A 17,426-nucleotide genomic window follows, 5' to 3' on the forward strand; every position below is an offset into this window, starting at 1 on the left:
AAATCAGGGCGTGGCCGGACGCAGTTCACCGTCCGGCAGCCAGAACACGGCACGGCCTTCAGGTGTGTCCCGCTCGTCAACCTGGACGGGACGCAACCGGCCGCCTCGGCACGGGCCGCCGACGCATTTGCCCGTATCTGGCGCGTAAATCGCGCCATGTGTGGCGCACATCAAGTATAAACCGGACGATTCGAAGAACTGCCCTTCGGCCCAGTCGAGTTCCATCGGCACGTGCGCGCAGCGATTCAAATAGCCGTATGCACGGCCATCATAGCGAACAAAAAATATCACGACGTCGCCACCGCCGAGCCTGGCCGCGCGCCGCACGCCGGCGCCGCCATCGACCAGTTCTTCGGACGCGCAAATGCGAACCGCTTCCGTCGCCGTCTCGGTCATACCCGTACTCACGCGTTCTCTCGCAGCCAGCCGGACAGGTCGGTCACGCTGGAGGCGACGAATTTCGGCGACAAAGCCGTCAACGAGCCGGCAGGATGCGCGCCGTATGTGACACCAATGCCCGCGACGCCCGCATTGATCGCCATTTGCAGATCGTGCGTCGTATCCCCCACCATCACCGTGCGCGCCGGATCCTGCCCCAGTTCACGCGTAAGCTCGTGCAGCATCGCGGGATGCGGCTTCGAGAAGGTTTCGTCCGCACAACGGGTGCCGTCGAACAGGCTCGTCAGACGCGACTGGTCGAGCGCGCGGTTCAGCCCGACGCGGCTCTTGCCGGTCGCCACCGCCAGCAGATAACCCTGATCGCGCAATTCCTGCAGCATCTCGCGCACGCCGACGAACAGCTCGGTGGTCTGGTCCTTCACTAAATAGTGGAAGCGATAGCGCTCCGCCAGACGCGGGTAGTCGGACGGAGCGAGCGTAGGCGCGGCGATTTGCAGCGCGTCGCGCAGGCCGAGGCCGATCACGTAGCTGGCGGCCTCATCGGCGGGAACCGGCAGACCGAGATCGCGGCATGCCGACTGGATGCTGCGCGTGATGTGCGCGGTCGAATCCATCAGCGTTCCGTCCCAGTCGAAGACGATCAGATCAAATTGCTCTCTAGCCATGCGGTGTCGTCTCCGGGTTTGACCCATTTCGTAATTCACGTAATTCATTGAGCTGCGCCACGAAACTGCGGCATTCGGCCGGCAGCGGCGCCTCGAACTGCACGGGCGCGCCGGTTGCCGGATGCGTCAGCTTAAGGCGGTATGCGTGCAGGAACATGCGTTTCAGGCCAGGCTTCGCATTGGCGCGGGCCAGCGCCTTGTTCAGCGCGAAGTCGCCGTATTTGGCATCGCCGACGATCGGCAGTTCCAGATGCTGCAAATGGACGCGAATCTGATGCGTGCGGCCGGTCTTCAGTTCCGCCTCGAGCAGCGCGTACTCCGGCCAGCGGTCAATCAGATTGAAAACCGTGTGCGACGCGAGGCCGTCGGCCTGGACGCGCACGCGCCTCTCGCCGTCCGCAGTCAAATACTTATGCAGCGGCTCCTTGACCGCGCGGCGGCGGCCCCAGTCACTCGCCCATTCGCCGTGGACGCACGCATAGTAGCGCTTATCCATCTTGTTCTCGCGAATCTGCTCGTGCAGATTGACGAGCGCGGAGCGCTTTTTGGCGAGCATCAGGATGCCGGACGTTTCACGGTCCAGCCGATGCACCAATTCGAGGAATTTCGCCTGGGGCCGGGCTTCGCGCATCTGTTCGATCACGCCGAACGCGACGCCGCTCCCACCGTGAACCGCCACACCGGCCGGTTTGTCGATCACGAGCATATGCTCGTCTTCAAAAATAATTTTGAAATCGGCGCTCGGCACCGGCGCCTGGGCGATCGCCTCGTTCGGTTGAGCGACGCGGATGGGCGGCACGCGCACCAGATCGCCCAGTTCGAGGCGGTACTGCGCGTCTATCCGACCCTTATTCACACGCACCTCGCCGCTACGCAGGATGCGGTAAATATGGCTTTTTGGCACGCCCTTACAGACGCGCAAAAGGAAGTTATCAATGCGCTGTCCGGCCGCACTGTCGTCGATCTCGATCATCGAGACCTGGTCGCTTGCGACCGATTTCTGGGATATTTTGCCTAACTCTTTCATTATGAATATAATTTGCCCAGCAGTCTGCGGCGGCCGGCGCAGTGTCCGGAATTCGGGCGGATTGCGCAGGCGCAAGCGATAAACCGTTATTTTACTTGCGCCGGGGTCTGGTTGCTCACCCTGAAAATGAGATGCAACATGTTGCACGCACGAAGTCAGTGCCCGGCAGGGACGGCGCCCACAGGCGCGTTCGGTCAAGGTCGGCTTCGACGGTAACGGAATTTTGGTAAAAAAGAATTTAACTTTCAGCTTCGGTATCGGGCGGTCTGACGCCTTGCTGTAGGAAGCTGCGAGTTGCGAAAATACGGCGTGCGCCCGAGGCGTCTTGTAGAAAATACAAGACATGGCGACGTCAAAATGAGGCGAGACACCCCCAGCGAGAAAAGACGCGCCGACTGCGCGAACTTCCCGCTGCGGCATGACCGCAGCCTCCGGCCCTCCGGTCACGCGCCCAGTTGGCGCACCGGCGCGAGTGGACGAAAGGCTTATGAAGGTCTGCTGGCAGAACCCGCGGCGTGTCGGGTCGTTATTTGAAGCCGTGTTCGCATGTGCCCTGCGGCACCGTGCCCATTTTTCAATGGGGCCGGGCCCTCTCAGGCAATTCTCCCGCCATTTTTCCCGCTCCAGCGTGCTTGTGAAAACACAATAAGGCGCGGCATGCCGCTGCCCTCGTGGCTCTCGCGACTGACAACCGCGCAGCTGAGGGCTAGCTAAGCCGCCTGGAGCCGTTCAATGAAACGAATGTTGTTCAACGCGACGCAGCAGGAAGAACTGCGCGTCGCCATCGTCGATGGGCAAAAACTCATCGATATCGACATCGAAACCGCCGGGCGCGAACAACGCAAAGGCAATATTTACAAGGGCATCATCACCCGCATCGAGCCGTCGCTCGAAGCCTGTTTCGTCAACTACGGCGAAGACCGCCACGGCTTTTTGCCGTTCAAGGAAGTCGCCCGCCAGTATTTCCGTGACGGCGTCGACATGCGCTCCGCGCGCATTCAGGACGCCCTCCGTGAAGGCCAGGAACTGATCGTTCAGGTCGAAAAGGAAGAACGCGGCAACAAGGGCGCGGCCCTCACCACCTTCATCTCGCTCGCCGGCCGGTATCTGGTTCTGATGCCGAACAACCCGCGCGGCGGTGGCGTATCGCGCCGGATCGAAGGCGACGACCGCCAGGAACTGCGCGAAACCATGGCGCAACTGCAATTGCCGGAAGGCATGAGCATCATCGCGCGCACGGCCGGGATTGGCCGCTCCGCCGAAGAACTGCAGTGGGACCTGAACTACCTGATGCAACTGTGGCGCGCCATCGAAGCTGCGTCGCAAAGCGGTTCGAGCGGCCAGCCGATGCTGATTTATCTCGAATCGAGCCTCGTTATTCGCGCGATTCGTGACTATTTCCAGCCGGATATCGGCGAAATCCTGATCGACACCACCGAAATCCATGACCAGGCTCGCGCCTTCATGGATATCGTGATGCCGGATAATGTCAGCAAGGTGAAGCGGTATCACGACGACGTGCCGCTTTTCTCGCGCTTCCAGATCGAACACCAGATCGAAACCGCGTACTCGCGCACGGTCCCACTGCCTTCGGGCGGCGCTATCGTGATCGACCACACGGAAGCGCTGGTCGCGATCGACGTGAACTCGGCACGCGCCACCAAGGGCGCCGACATCGAGGAAACGGCTGCACGCACCAACCTCGAAGCCGCCGACGAAGTGGCCCGCCAGTTGCGCCTGCGCGACCTGGGCGGCCTGATCGTGATCGACTTCATCGACATGGAATCGGCCAAGAGCCAGCGCGAAGTCGAGCAACGCCTGAAAGACGCGTTGAAGCACGACCGTGCACGCGTCCAGATGGGCAAGATCTCGCGCTTCGGCCTGATGGAACTGTCGCGTCAACGTCTGCGCCCGGCTCTGTCGGAAGGCAGCCATGTGACCTGCCCGCGCTGTAACGGCACGGGCCACATCCGCGATACCGAATCGTCCGCGCTGCAAGTGCTGCGGATCATTCAAGAAGAAGCGATGAAGGAAAACACCGCGGCGATCCATTGCCAGGTGCCGGTCGAAGTGACCGCCTTCCTGTTGAACGAAAAGCGCGCCGAAATCAACAAGATCGAATCGCGTTTCAAGGTCAACGTCGTTCTGATCCCGAACAAGCATCTCGACACGCCGCATTACAAGCTCGAGCGCCTGCGTCACGACGATGCACGCCTCGACGAGCCGCGCGCTTCGTGGAAGATGGCCGAAGAAGCAGCCCGCGAACTGGAATCGGAAACCGGTTACAGCAAGCGCGCCGAGGAAGTGAAGCCGAAGCAGGAAGCCGCGGTCAAGGGCATTACGCCCGAGAAGCCGGCCCCGAGCGCGCCGGTCCGTCCGGCGGTAACTCCGGCACCGGTGGCCGTCACTCCGGCCGGCGGCGGCTTTATCGGCTGGTTGAAGAATCTGTTCGGCATGCAGCCGGCCGCGCCAGCGCCTGTCGCACCGGCTACGACCGAAAAGCAGACGCGTCCGCAACGCGGCGAACGCACGGAGCGCGGTGAGCGCACCGGCGAACGCGGCGGCGATCGCAACCGCAACCGCCGTAGCGGCGCAGGCGGCCGCGATGCAGCAGGCCGTGGCGAAGGCACGACCGGCGGCCGTCAGGCTCAGGGGCCGCAGCCGTCGCAGCGTCGCGAGGAACGCGAACCGCGTGAAGCACGCGAAGGTCGTGAGCCGCGTGAAGCACGTGAATCGCGCGAGCCGCGTGCTAATCGTGAGCAGCGTGAACCGCGTGAGGCCCGTGAAGGCCGCGAACCGCGCGAGGCTCGTGAGCCGCGTGAAGGTCGCGAGGGCCGCGAAAACCGTGACCGCGACAATCGCGGCACCGATCGTGCGGAAACCGTCGAGGGCGCACCGCGCGCCGAACGTGGCGAGCGTCAGGAACGCGGTGAACGCCGTGAGCGTGGCGAGCGCGCTGAACGTGGCGAACGCCGCAAGCAGCAGCCGGAAGCCGCAGATGCATTGACGCAGAACGACACGCAAACGGCTGAAGAACTGGCGCAAAACCAGACCGCCTTGGGCGAAAACGGTATGCCGGTCGATCAGGAAGCGGTGGCGCGTGAAGGTGAAGAGCGTCGTCGTCGCCGTCGCGGCCGTCGTGGTGGTCGTCGTGAGCGTGAAGAAGACGTGAACGGCAACCTGGCTGCGGACGTTGCGGAAGGTGAAGGCGACAACACCAATGTGACCGATGACGCACCGGTGCGCACCGCGCATCAAGCGGTCGAGCACAAGGCTGAAGTCAACGAAGCGACTGCTGTCAAGCCGGTGGAAGTGGTTGTCGCTGCTGTCGCGACGGAAACCGTTGTCGTCAGCGAATTGCACGCTGTAACCGAAACGCCGGCTCCGGCCGTCGAGCAGGCTGCGAAGGCGGAAACGGTTGTGCCGGTCGCAGAAGCGCCGGTGGTGCCGGTTGCGTTCGAGCAGGCAGTGGAAGCGCCGGTGGCGCAAGCCGTTGCCGCGCCGGTCGAAGCCGCGCAAGTTGCGCCGGCCGTCAGCGAGACGGTTTCGTTCGCCGAACCGGTCGCTCGCTTTGAAGCTCAGGTTGAAGCCCCGGTTGAAGCTCGGGTCGAAACGCCGGCAGTTGCTCCGGTAGTTGAGGCGCAAGCCGCACCGGCTCCAGTGGAAACCGTCGCTCCGGCAGCAGTGGTCGAAGCACCGGCCGCCCAGCCGGCACGGCAAGCCGATATCTTCGAAGCACAACCGGTCGTTGCAGCGGTCGTTGAACCGGCAGCAGTCGAGACGGCGCCCGTTGCCATTGCTGTGCCGCAAGCGCCGCAAGCGCCACGTTATACCGGTGTGTCGGCTGAAGCCCTGAAGCCGGTGCTGGAACAAGCCGGTCTCGTCTGGGTGAACACCGACGCCGACAAGCTGCGGGCCGCGCAGGAAGCTGCTGCGCAAGCGGCCAAGCCGGTTCGCGTGGGTCGCGAGCGTAAGGCATTGCCGCCGGTCGAAACTGCGCCGATGCAAATGGTGGAAACCGGTAAGCATCCGCAGTAAGCGAACCGCCACCATGCAAAAAGCCCGCCCTCACCGGCGGGCTTTTTGTTTTATGGGCGCCGCGCACCCGTCCGCTTGCGGGCTTTATTCCACTCCCCGTATACCCGGACGGCGTCTGGAGGCCGGCAGCCGCTGGATGCATTTCCGCTAGAATGAAGATCTAGGTTCCAATCGCAGCAGCACTTGAGCAGCCCGAAACGAAGCATCAAGCGAAGCAATTCATGTCCCGACGCATCATCCCTGTTGCCGATCTCAGTGCGGTGCCGGTCATTACCGGCCCCGTGCAGGCGCCTAGCGGCGCGCTGCACGACACGCTGGCGCGCCCGCTGCGCGATCTGCGCATCTCGGTGACGGACCGCTGCAATTTCCGCTGCGTCTACTGCATGCCGCGCGCGGTGTTCGACAAGGATTACGCGTTCTTGCCGCATAGCGCATTACTCAGCTTCGAAGAAATCGAACGGCTGGCGCGGCTCTTCGTCGCACATGGCGTCGAGAAAATCCGTCTTACGGGTGGCGAGCCGCTCCTGCGCAAAAATCTGGAATTCCTGATCGAACGGCTCGCGCAACTCGCCACGCCGGAAGGCCGCCCACTCGATCTGACGCTGACCACCAACGGCTCGCTGCTGGAGCGCAAGGCGCGCAGCCTGAAAGACGCCGGCCTGACCCGCGTGACGGTGAGTCTCGACGCGCTCGACGACACCCTGTTTCGCCGCATGAACGACGCCGACTTCGCGGTCGCCGACGTGCTGGACGGGATCGCCGCGGCGCAAGCGGTGGGGCTCGCGCCGGTGAAAGTCAACATGGTCGTCAAACGTGGCACCAACGACGGCGAAATCGTGCCAATGGCGCGTCATTTTAAGGACTCGGGCACGGTACTGCGCTTTATCGAGTACATGGACGTGGGCACGTCGAACGGCTGGAACATGACCGAGGTGCTGCCTTCCGCCGACGTCGTGACGCGCATCGCCGAGCATTTCCCGCTAATGCCGCTCGAAGCGCACAGTGCGGCAGAAACCGCCCAGCGCTGGGGTTACGTGGATGGCGGTGGCGAAATCGGCGTGATTTCGAGTGTGACACGCGCGTTTTGCGGGAGTTGTACGCGAGCGCGTCTGTCGACCGAGGGCAAGCTGTATCTGTGCCTGTTCGCCTCGTCCGGTCACGATCTGCGCGCGTTGCTTCGCAGCGGCGCGAGCGACGCCGATATCGCCACCGCCGTCGCCGAAATCTGGCAAGGCCGCAGCGACCGTTATTCGCAATTGCGCGGCAGCAATGCAGCCGCACCCCGCGCGCAGGACGCCCGCCGCGTGGAAATGTCGTACATCGGCGGCTAAGCGGCCGCGCCCATGAACCCGGCTCGCGAACACATCACCGGTCTGGTCCTGGCGGGCGGACGCGGCATACGTATGGGCGGCGTCGATAAGGGACTGCAAACGCTGCACGGCGAGCCGCTCGCCGCTCACGTGCTGAAGCGACTCGCACCGCAAACCGGCGCCCTCCTGATCAGCGCCAATCGTCACCCTGAGGCCTACACGGCGCTGGGCGCGCCGTTCGGCGCCAGGGTGCTTGCCGATACCCTGCCCGGCTTTCCCGGACCGTTGGCGGGCCTGCTCGCCGGGCTGCGCGCGACCGGCACCGCGTACGTACTAAGCGCACCCTGCGACACGCCTGGACTGCCCGCCGAACTCGCCGCCCGCCTCACGCAAGCACTCGACTCGAATCAGGCCGACATCGCCACCGTCACGACCACCGACGCCGAAGGCCACGTCTCGCTCCATCCCGTGTTCGCGTTGCTGCGCACGAGCCTCGCCGACGACCTGGAGGCCTTTCTCGAAGCCGGCGAGCGCAAGGTCCGCGCGTGGTACGCGCGCCACAAGACGGTCGAAGTCGCCTTTACCGACGAGCGCGCGTTTTACAATATCAATTCGTTACAAGAACTCGCCGACCTCGAGCGTTGTTGAGGCCCCGGTTGAAATCCCGCTCCGGCCGCACGGCAACAGCCGCTTCCGCCGCCGATCGCGACGTCCAGCCCTTCATGACCACGCTTAACGAATTTTCCCGCTGCGTCGCGCAGTACGATCCTCATGCGCTACCTGTTTCGGCCGCCCAGGCGATCGTCCGTCAGTGGGCCACGCCCGTCACGGCGGTCGAACGCGTGCCATTGCGCGATGCGCTCGGCCGCGTGCTGGCGGCCGATATCGTCTCGCCGATCGACGTCCCGTCGCACGACAATTCGGCCATGGACGGCTACGCGTTCAACGGCGCGGCATTGGCAACCAGTGAATCCACGATCGATTTGACGATCGTCGGCAAAGCGCTGGCCGGTCATCCGTTCCCGGGCCTCGTGGACACGACGCAATGCGTACGCGTCATGACGGGCGCCTCTATGCCGGCTGACTGCGACACCGTCGTGCCGCAGGAGCTTGTCGAGCGCAGCGCCGATTCCACCTCGATCCGTTTTGCGGCCAACGCCTTGCGGGGCGGCGCCAATCGGCGCCTCGCCGGCGAAGACCTCGCCCGCGGCCATGCCGCGCTACGCGCCGGCCGCATCATGCGTGCGTCGGACCTCGGGTTGCTGGCTTCGCTCGGCATTGGCGAAGTCAACGTGCGGCGGCGCTTGCGCGTCGCGTTTTTCTCAACCGGCGACGAATTGCGCTCGCTCGGCGAGCCGCTCGACGCGGGTTCGGTGTACGACAGCAACCGCTACACGCTGTTTGCGATGCTTCGGCGCCTGAACATGGATACGCTCGATCTGGGCGTGGTGCGCGACGAACCCGCGGCGCTCGAGGCCGCATTGCGCAGCGCCGCAGCCAGCGCCGACGTGGTGTTGACGTCGGGCGGCGTCTCGGTGGGCGAGGCGGATTTCACCAAACAATTGCTCCAGACGTTCGGCGACGTCGCCTTCTGGAGTCTCGCGATGCGTCCGGGCCGGCCGCTCGCTTTTGGCCGCGTCTGGTCCGGCGAACATCCGGGTCTCGGGCTACCCGCGTTATTCTTCGGCTTGCCGGGCAACCCCGTGGCCGTGATGGTGACGTTCTACCAGATCGTGCGCGAAGCGTTGCTACTGATGTCCGGCGCGACGCCGCAGGCGCTGCCGGTTTTGCGCGCCGCCAGCCGCCAGGCCATCCGCAAGCGCGCCGGCCGCACCGAATACCAGCGCGGCGTCGCCGAGCAGGATGCGCAGGGCCAATGGCGTGTCACGCCGACCGGCTCGCAAAGCTCCGGCGTCTTGAGTTCTATGAGCGAAGCAAATTGTTTCATCGTTCTCGGGCACGATGAAGCCGATATTGGCGAGGGCGAGCACGTCGATATCATGTTGTTCGACGGCCTGATCTGACGCCTGACTGCACGCTTTCACGGCGGCGTTTTACGGCCGCGCCGGCAGCCTCATTTTCAGCCGCATTTGCAGCTTTACCCATTACCACTACGACACACGGGTTTGACTTACATGAAAAAACAGATCTCGTTCATTGCACCGGGACAGACGGCCAAAGCGCTTATCCTCGTGTACCTGACATTCTCGGTGCCGATCGTGCTGCTCGGCGTGCTGGTGGCGTTCATCCGCTATGGCTCGGTCGAACTGAGCACCGTGTTCAGCGCGCTGCTGCTGAACGCGATTCTCGGCTTCATCCTGCTGTGGATTGCGTGCCACGCCTACAACTGGGTGGCCTCGCGCTTTGGCGGCATCGAAATCCAGTTGACCGACGCGCCGGAAGAAGCGTAATGCCCGCGACGATCCGCACCGCGACACCCGCGGATACGAGCGCTATCTTCGCGCTGACGTACGAGCTGGCCGAATTCGAAAGCCTCACGCACGTATTTGTCGCGACCGAAGACGGATTGCGCGACGCCCTGTTCGGCGCGCGGCCCTCGATCGAAGCGCTCGTCGCGGAAAACGAAGGACGCATCGTCGGCTATGCGCTGTTCTTCCACAATTACTCGAGCTTCGCCGGCAAGCGCGGGCTGTATCTCGAAGATGTCTACGTGCAACCGAGTCAACGCGGCAGTGGTCTAGGCGCCGCGATGCTGGCTAGGCTGGCGGCACTGGCAGTAGAGCGACAGTGCGGACGCTTTGAATGGACCGTGCTCGACTGGAACAAGCAGGCCATTAGCTTCTACGAAAAATTGGGCGCGACAGTGATGCCGGATTGGCGCGTCGTGCGTCTGACGGGCGACGCGCTGGAACAGTTGGCCGCAGCAGCCGCCTCCTGAGTTTGGGTTTGGGCCAACCGTCAGACTCTACTGTTCGTCGGGATCCACGCCCGTCAGCGCATCGCCGAGCAACCCGCTCGCCTCTTCCCCCGGCAACGCCTCGACGTCACGCAGCTTACGGTTCATGACGCGGGTGCGCGTTTCCGCGGCTTCGATCGAACGCGTAACGGTTTCAAGCTGCGCCTTGGTCCTGGCCAGCACGTCACCGAATTTTCCGAACTCTGTTTTCACCGCGCCGAGCACTTGCCACACTTCGCTCGACCGCTTCTCGATCGCTAGCGTTCGGAAACCCATTTGCAGACTATTGAGCAAAGCGGTCAGCGTGGTCGGGCCGGCAATCGTCACGCGATAGTCGCGCTGCAGCAGGTCCGTCAGGCCCGGCCGACGCAGGACTTCTGCGTACAGGCCTTCGGTCGGCAGAAATAGCAGCGCGAAATCGGTGGTGTGCGGCGGCGACACGTACTTTTCTGCGATCGTGCGCGCCTCGGCGCGAATCCGCGCTTCAAGCGCGCGCGACGCCTCCTCCACCGCAACCGGATCGGCACGTTCCTGAGCCTCGATCAGCCGCTCGTAGTCTTCGCGCGGGAACTTGGCGTCGATCGGCAGCCAGACCGGCGTAGCTGGACCACCCACCTCCGCGCGGCCCGGCAGTTTGATTGCGAACTCGACGCGATCGGCGCTCTTCGGTACCGTCGCGACGTTCTTTGCGTATTGATCCGCCGTGAGCAGTTGTTCGAGCAATGCTTCGAGCTGCACTTCTCCCCACGTGCCACGCGTTTTGACGTTAGTGAGCACTTTCTTCAGATCGCCGACACCCGCAGCCAGCGTCTGCATTTCACCGAGACCGCGATGCACCTGTTCCAGCCGGTCCGACACCAGCTTGAACGATTCGCCCAGGCGTTGTTCGAGCGTGGCGTGCAATTTTTCGTCGACGGTGCGGCGCATCTCGTCGAGCTTGGTCGAGTTGTTGGCCTCGATGTCTTTCAGCCGCTGCTCGATCGTCGCACGCACTTCGGCGAAGCGGCGATCGTTCGCCTCGGTGAGTTGACCCAGTTGCAGGGTCAGCGTGTCGCCGAACTGCTTGAGCGTGCGCCCTTGCTCATCGCGTGCCTGCTGGGCCTGCTGCTGCAGGCTGTGGCGCACTGCGTCGAGTTGCTGCGCGAAGCCATCGATCTTGCCGCCCTGCACCGTCGTCATACTGCTGAATTGCGATGCCAGCGTTTGCTGAAAGTGTGCGAATCCGCTGCTCTGCTCGGTACGCGAGACGCGCGCCGTTTCGGTGATGTCATTGCGCAGTTGCCGCTCGAGCCGCTCATAAGCATGCGACTGCGCATCCGCCGCTGTGTCGATACGTTCGCTGAGATTCTCGAATTGCTCGCTTCCGTCAGCGCGACTAAGGCCGCGCATCAGCAATGCCAACGCGATGACCAAGGCGACCGCCAGCACGGCAACGGCCGCCACCAGAATCATTGTCATGAACGCGCCCTGCCGATGACCTCGGGGTTGATCGGATTCGGTGGCCGGCCGGCGCGCGGGCCTTCACCCAGCGCTGCGATCAGATTGTCCGCGGCGAGGTTTGCCATGGCGCGGCGCGTTGCCTCGGTCGCGCTGGCGATGTGCGGCGTCAGTACGACATTCGGCACGGTCAGCAGATCCGGATTCAGATTCGGCTCGCCTTCGTAGACATCGAGACCGGCGGCGGCGATCTGCTTCGTACGCAGTGCTTCGACCAGCGCCGCATCGTCAACGATGCCGCCGCGTGCGATGTTGGTAAGCGTTGCGGTCGGCTTCATCTGCGCGAGTTCGGCAGCGCCGATCGTATGGTGGTTTTCCTTCGTGTACGGCAAGACGAGCACCACGTGATCGGCGCGCTGCAGCAGGTCCTGTTTGGACGCGTATTCCGCGTTCAACTCCGCCTCGATCTCCGGCGCGACTCGCGAACGGTTGTGATAGATCACCTGCATGTTGAAACCCTTCGCGCGACGCGCCAGCGCCTGCCCAATCCGGCCCATGCCGATCACGCCGAGTGTCGAACCGTAAAGGTCGGTGCCGAGAAAACCGTCATAGGCCCACTTCTGCCATTTGCCGGCGCGCAGCCAGTGCTCCGATTCGGCAATGCGGCGCGCCGCGGCCATCATCAGCGCCCAGCCGAAATCGGCGGTCGATTCGTTCAGCACGTCCGGCGTGTTGGTGCCGAGTACGTTCGCCGCGTTGAACGCAGCCATGTCGAAGTTGTTGTAGCCCACTGCCATGTTCGACACCACGCGCAGACGCGGCGCCGCTGCGAGCGCCGCCGCGCCGACCGGATCGCCCGCGGTCAGCGCGCCGTCTTTATCCGCGAGACGTCGCGTCAACTCGTCTGCGGGCAACACATCGCCCTGGTGCCAGTCGACATCGAAATACTGTTTGAGCCGTTCGATCACATCGGGAAAGATCGGACGGGCGACGAGGATCTTCTGCATTGCAATTCTCCGGATAGCGCGTCGAGTCCAACGACCTCGGCGTCAGGATAAGCGTGAAATCAGGCGTCAAAAAAACAGCCAGCCGGTGACGAGAAACAGCGGCATGAGCACCACAACCGACCAGCCGAGATACGAAAAAAAGCTCGGCATGCGAATGCCGCGCGACTCCGCGATCGCTTTCACCATGAAGTTCGGTGCATTGCCGATATACGTGTTGGCGCCCATGAACACCGCGCCGGCCGAGATCGCCGCGAGCGTCGTGGCACCGGTGGTCATCAATGTCTGCGCGTCGCCGCCGGCCAGGTTGAAGAACACCAGGTAGGTCGGCGCATTGTCGAGAAACGACGATAGCAGGCCAGTCGCCCAAAAGTACATCAGGTCGTGGGGCTGACCGGACGGGTTGACCAGATGGACGATGCCGGCGAACGCGCCCGCCTCACCGGCACGCAGGATCGTGATGACCGGCGCGATCGTCACGAAGATGCCGGCAAACAGTTTGGCGACCTCTTCGATCGGTGCCCAGTTGAAGTCATTACCCGCGCGTGCCGCGCGCGGCGTCAGTGCCAGCGAGAGCAAGGTGACGCCGATCAGCGCGACATCGCGCACGGCATTTTGCAACGCGACGTGCGTACCGAAAACGTCGAACACGATGTCTGACTTCCAGAACCCACTCATCAGAACCAGCGCAATCACGGCAGCGAGAAGCACGAAGTTGATCCTGCCGTCGACGCCTAGCGGCGGCGAATCCGGCGTCGGGTCGAGAAAGCGCGAACGCTCTTCTTCACGCCGATGAAAATAGTACGAATCCAATGCATAGAACGCGGCCAGCAGCACGACGCAGACAAACAGCATCGGCAACGCCAGATGCGTGGTGGTCCAGAAGAAACTGACGCCTTGCAGGAAGCCGAGAAAGAGCGGCGGGTCGCCGAGCGGCGACAACGAGCCGCCCGCGTTCGCGACCAGAAAGATGAAGAACACCACCACATGAACGACGTGCTTGCGATTGTCGTTAGCGCGCAGCAATGGGCGGATCAGCAGCATCGCCGCACCGGTCGTGCCCATGATGCTGGCCAATAGTGTGCCGAGCGCGAGAATCGCGGTATTCAGACGCGGCGTGCCATGCAGATTGCCGCGCACGCAGATGCCTCCCGCGACCGTATAAAGCGCCGTCAGTAACACGATGAACGGAATGTATTCTTCGAGCACCGCGTGCACCAGCGTTCCGAATGCGGCGCCCGTGCCGAAAGCAAGCGCAAACGGTACCAGGAAGAGCAACGCCCACGCTGCCGCGATCTTGCCGAAATGGTGATGCCAGAATGCCGGCGCGACCAACGGAAACACCGCGATAGACAACAGCACGCCCGCAAAGGGCAAGCCCCACAATGCCGACAAGCTCGCGCCGTCGATCGTAGCCGCCGATGCCAGTTGAGGCCACCCTGCCAGCGTCAATGCAGCGGCGAGCACCATGCTCGCCCCTACGGCATGTCGTTTCATATTCTTGAAGTCCTTGTAACTGCGGGCAGCCGTGCGCGCCGCAAGGAGACAGCGACGCGTGCCGCGCTCAGGCGCCACGTACGACGATCACATGCACCCGATACGGCCCATGTGCGCCAAGCACGATAGTCTGTTCGATATCGCCGGTGCGCGATGGCCCGGAGACAAAATTGACGGCGCGCGGAAGTTCACCGCGTTCGCTACGGATCAGCCCGAACGCCTCTTCATGTCCCGAGACGATGCGCGAAGCCGGCACGATTGCAATATGCGTTTCCGGCAACAGACCTGCCGATGCGTAGGTTTCCGGTCCGGACAACAGAACGAGCGTGCCCGTCTCGGCGGTCGCACAGAAGCAGCCAGTGAGCCCGACCACGTCGCCGTCTTCAGGTTTGCGGAATTCGACGTTGAGGCCGGCTTCGGCCCATTGCAGATCTTGCAGGGTTTGCCATGCGATAGCCTGCAGCGGCAAAGCGTGTTCAGTGAGGTAGCGATGCGCGGCGGAAGGCACGTCGCCCAGCGATTCGACGGTATCGACGGTGGTCGCCATTCTCTGCGCTTCTTCGATGAATCGCGTGGTCAGATCGGCCGGCATCTCCGGACGCGGACCCTCGGGATGGCGCGCCAGATAATCCGCAGCCGCCTCGCGCTCGGGAGCGGACGGTTCAGGCTCACGCCCCTGCGCTGCGCGGATGCGCGCCAGGATGTTGCGGCGGGCAATCGATGTGTCCATATGCGAAATCCTCGTGTCGACAGCCGTGCGATATGGCGGGAATTATACCGGCCACCCTGGGCGCGAACACCCTGGCCGAACGGCCTGGGGCAACGTATCGACCACGCGGCGAACACGATCTCAGCAAGATATCGACACAAGACAGCGGCGCATAAGTCGCACACGCGCCGCGCAGACGCCACGTTACTTCGCAGCGTCTTCCTCGGGCTGCGCAATGCCGAACACCTGACGCAGATACGCGAGATAGGCCTTGTCTTCGCACATGTTCTTGCCCGGCGAATCCGACAGCTTCGCCACCGGCTGACCGTTGCAGCGAACCATCTTGATGACGATCTGCAAGGGGTTGTAGCCCAGGTCGTTTGTCAGATTGGTTCCTACGCCGAATGCCAGCTTGCAGCGGCCGCGGAAACGCTCGTACAGTTGCAGCACTTTGGGAATGTCGAGCGCGTCGGAGAACACGAGGATCTTGGTGCGCGGGTCGCAGCGGTTCGCCTCGTAGTGCTTGAGCAGGCGCTCGCCCCAGTCGAACGGGTCGCCGGAATCGTGGCGCGCGCCGTCGAACAGCTTGCAGAAGTACATGTCGAAGTCGCGCAGGAACGCCTCCATGCCGTACACATCCGACAGGGCGATACCCAGGTCGCCGCGATACTCCTTCGCCCACATCTCGAAGCCGAAGATCTGCGAATCGCGCAACCGCGGACCGAGCGCCTGACACGCCTGCAGGTATTCATGCGCCATCGTGCCGAGCGGCGTGAGGCTGTGCTTCATCGCGTAGAAGACGTTGCTGGTGCCGGCGAATTGTTCGCCGAGGCCGTCTTTCAGCGTGAGGATCACTTCTTCGTGCCATTGCTTCGAGAAGCGGCGGCGCGTGCCGTAGTCGGCGATCTTGCAGTCGGCGAATTCCGGGCGCGCGCCGAGCAGCTTGATCTTCTCGACGAGACGGCCGCGCCCTTCGCTGTAGTCAGGTTTCTGCTGGGTGTTGCGGAAGTAGACTTCGTTGACGATCGCAAGCATCGGGATCTCGAACAGGATCGTGTGCAGCCACGGCCCCTTGATCTCGATGTCGATTTCACCATTGCCCTTCGGCGAGGGCGAAATCGAAATGTATTTCTCGTTCAAATGGAACAGCGCGAGAAACTCGATGAAGTCGCCCTTGATGAAGCGCATGCGCCGCAGGTAGTCGAGTTCGTCGTCGGTGAAGCGCAGATCGCAGAGCTTGCGCACTTCGTCGCGAATCTCGCCGATATACGGCACGAGGTCGACATTCGGCGTGCGGCAGCGAAACCGGTACTCGACGTTCGCCGCGGGAAAGTGATGCAACACCACTTGCATCATCGTGAACTTGTACAGATCGGTGTCGAGCAGCGAAGTAATAATCATGATGGTGCGAACTGGACTGCAGGAAAAACGGAAGGCTTGGCTCGACCAACCGCGTCAACCCATGCGCGTGCGGCGCGCCCCGTGCGCGCCAACCTGACGCATGTTACCCGAATGCATCCGGATTCAGCACGCCGGCGGGCGGCGCTCGCCGGACGCCATAAACTAATCACAAAAACGTATAAAAGCCGTTGCCCGATGCTGCATGCGGCTCTTGACGTTACGTTACAATAGCGTTTTTGGCGTTTCGCCTCCCCTGATTCCGCATGCAGGAGCTGCCTGAATGACTCACGTTGTGACCGAAAGCTGCATCAAGTGCCGCTATACCGACTGCGTCGATGTGTGCCCGGTGGACTGCTTTCGCGAAGGTCCCAACTTCCTCGCGATCGACCCCGACGAATGCATCGACTGCGCCGTGTGCGTGGCCGAATGCCCGGTGAACGCCATTTATGCCGAAGAAGACGTGCCGGGCGACCAGCAGCACTTCACCGAGCTGAATGCCGATCTCGCGAAGAACTGGCCGAGCATCACCAAGACCAAAGCGCCGCTGCCGGAAGCCGACGAATTCAAGGACGTGAAGGAAAAGCTGGCCCTGCTCGTACGCTGAGCGGCGCGGCCTGCACCCCGCTGTTGCATTCGGACCAAATCGAGATGAATGCAGGGTATTGACAGGCGCCTAGTCACCTCCTACAATTTCGCTTCTCTGCTGTTTGTTGTTCTGTTCCTCGATAGCTCAGTCGGTAGAGCGCCGGACTGTTAATCCGTAGGTCCCTGGTTCGAGCCCAGGTCGAGGAGCCAAGAATTGCAAAAGCCCGTTAACCAATACGGGCTTTTTTATGTAGATCAAGTTGTACTGCTGTTCCTCGATAGCTCAGTCGGTAGAGCGCCGGACTGTTAATCCGTAGGTCCCTGGTTCGAGCCCAGGTCGAGGAGCCAAAATTTTGAAAGGCCCGCATTCGTGCGGGCCTTTTTGTTTTGGTCTGGCCTATTTGAATGCCGGATCCGGTGGCTTGAATCGGGGGGCG

General features: G+C 62.8%; 15 protein-coding genes and 2 tRNA genes. 9 read left to right on the forward strand and 8 right to left on the reverse strand.

Annotation, left to right across the window (positions count from 1 at the left end):
• Positions 1 to 3 precede the first annotated feature (3 nt).
• From P3T25_RS15965 to P3T25_RS15975, 3 genes are read right to left on the reverse strand one after another with little or no spacing between them, the layout of a single operon-like run.
• Positions 4 to 396, reverse strand: coding sequence for a Rieske (2Fe-2S) protein (locus tag P3T25_RS15965; RefSeq protein ID WP_154560670.1), 393 nt, complete (start codon positions 394 to 396; stop codon positions 4 to 6).
• 8 nt (positions 397 to 404) lie between these two features.
• Complete coding sequence (locus tag P3T25_RS15970; protein ID WP_154560640.1) at positions 405 to 1,064, reverse strand: HAD-IIIA family hydrolase; 660 nt, start codon at positions 1,062 to 1,064, stop codon at positions 405 to 407.
• Positions 1,057 to 2,091, reverse strand: a complete 1,035-nt coding sequence (locus tag P3T25_RS15975; protein ID WP_171925412.1) for an RluA family pseudouridine synthase — start codon at positions 2,089 to 2,091, stop codon at positions 1,057 to 1,059. The genes P3T25_RS15970 and P3T25_RS15975 overlap by 8 nt, the downstream gene beginning before the upstream one ends.
• A 732-nt stretch (positions 2,092 to 2,823) precedes the next feature.
• On the opposite strand from P3T25_RS15975, the gene P3T25_RS15980 reads away from it, so the two are divergent.
• The 6 genes from P3T25_RS15980 (at position 2,824) to P3T25_RS16005 (ending at position 10,338) form a co-directional block, all read left to right on the forward strand.
• Positions 2,824 to 6,129 (forward strand): Rne/Rng family ribonuclease, encoded by a 3,306-nt coding sequence (locus P3T25_RS15980; RefSeq protein ID WP_429358358.1) that lies wholly within the window; start codon positions 2,824 to 2,826, stop codon positions 6,127 to 6,129.
• A gap of 221 nt (positions 6,130 to 6,350) precedes the next feature.
• Positions 6,351 to 7,460, forward strand: a complete 1,110-nt coding sequence (gene moaA / locus P3T25_RS15985; RefSeq protein ID WP_154560638.1) for a GTP 3',8-cyclase MoaA — start codon at positions 6,351 to 6,353, stop codon at positions 7,458 to 7,460.
• Positions 7,461 to 7,472: 12 nt separating this feature from the next.
• A complete protein-coding gene (gene mobA / locus P3T25_RS15990; protein WP_429358359.1) occupies positions 7,473 to 8,087 on the forward strand; it encodes a molybdenum cofactor guanylyltransferase MobA in 615 nt (204 codons plus the stop codon).
• 74 nt (positions 8,088 to 8,161) lie between these two features.
• The gene (moeA, locus tag P3T25_RS15995) at positions 8,162 to 9,463 is read left to right on the forward strand and encodes a molybdopterin molybdotransferase MoeA (RefSeq protein ID WP_429358390.1); all 1,302 of its coding nucleotides are present in this window, start codon (positions 8,162 to 8,164) and stop codon (positions 9,461 to 9,463) included.
• A 111-nt stretch (positions 9,464 to 9,574) separates the two neighbouring features.
• Positions 9,575 to 9,850 (forward strand): hypothetical protein, encoded by a 276-nt coding sequence (locus P3T25_RS16000; RefSeq protein WP_054036190.1) that lies wholly within the window; start codon positions 9,575 to 9,577, stop codon positions 9,848 to 9,850.
• Complete coding sequence (locus tag P3T25_RS16005; protein ID WP_154560636.1) at positions 9,850 to 10,338, forward strand: GNAT family N-acetyltransferase; 489 nt, start codon at positions 9,850 to 9,852, stop codon at positions 10,336 to 10,338. The genes P3T25_RS16000 and P3T25_RS16005 overlap by 1 nt, the downstream gene beginning before the upstream one ends.
• Before the next feature lie 27 nt (positions 10,339 to 10,365).
• On the opposite strand, the gene rmuC is transcribed toward P3T25_RS16005, so the two are convergent.
• From rmuC to pncB, 5 genes are all read right to left on the reverse strand, one after another.
• On the reverse strand, positions 10,366 to 11,814 hold the full coding sequence (gene rmuC / locus P3T25_RS16010) for a DNA recombination protein RmuC (protein ID WP_154560635.1): 1,449 nt from the start codon (positions 11,812 to 11,814) through the stop codon (positions 10,366 to 10,368).
• Positions 11,811 to 12,800: a 2-hydroxyacid dehydrogenase gene (locus P3T25_RS16015; protein ID WP_154560634.1), complete on the reverse strand. Its 990-nt coding sequence runs from the start codon at positions 12,798 to 12,800 to the stop codon at positions 11,811 to 11,813. Before P3T25_RS16015 ends, rmuC begins: the two co-directional genes overlap by 4 nt.
• Positions 12,801 to 12,866: 66 nt before the next feature.
• Positions 12,867 to 14,294 (reverse strand): sodium:proton antiporter, encoded by a 1,428-nt coding sequence (locus P3T25_RS16020; protein ID WP_154560633.1) that lies wholly within the window; start codon positions 14,292 to 14,294, stop codon positions 12,867 to 12,869.
• A 67-nt stretch (positions 14,295 to 14,361) separates the two neighbouring features.
• Entirely contained in the window at positions 14,362 to 15,024 is a 663-nt protein-coding gene (locus tag P3T25_RS16025; RefSeq protein ID WP_154560632.1) for a LutC/YkgG family protein, read from the reverse strand.
• Positions 15,025 to 15,207: 183 nt separating this feature from the next.
• Positions 15,208 to 16,404, reverse strand: a complete 1,197-nt coding sequence (pncB, locus tag P3T25_RS16030; protein WP_154560631.1) for a nicotinate phosphoribosyltransferase — start codon at positions 16,402 to 16,404, stop codon at positions 15,208 to 15,210.
• A 280-nt stretch (positions 16,405 to 16,684) separates the two neighbouring features.
• Between pncB and fdxA the strand changes: the two genes are divergently transcribed.
• The 3 genes from fdxA (at position 16,685) to P3T25_RS16045 (ending at position 17,337) form a co-directional block, all read left to right on the forward strand.
• Positions 16,685 to 17,008, forward strand: a complete 324-nt coding sequence (fdxA, locus tag P3T25_RS16035) for a ferredoxin FdxA (RefSeq protein WP_054036179.1) — start codon at positions 16,685 to 16,687, stop codon at positions 17,006 to 17,008.
• 115 nt (positions 17,009 to 17,123) lie between these two features.
• Positions 17,124 to 17,199, forward strand: a tRNA-Asn gene (locus tag P3T25_RS16040).
• Between the two features lie 62 nt (positions 17,200 to 17,261).
• Positions 17,262 to 17,337 (forward strand) — tRNA-Asn (locus tag P3T25_RS16045).
• The last annotated feature ends 89 nt before the right edge of the window (positions 17,338 to 17,426 follow it).

Origin of the sequence: Paraburkholderia sp. GAS32 (assembly GCF_050434225.1) — a bacterium.
Lineage (GTDB): Bacteria > Pseudomonadota > Gammaproteobacteria > Burkholderiales > Burkholderiaceae > Paraburkholderia > Paraburkholderia madseniana.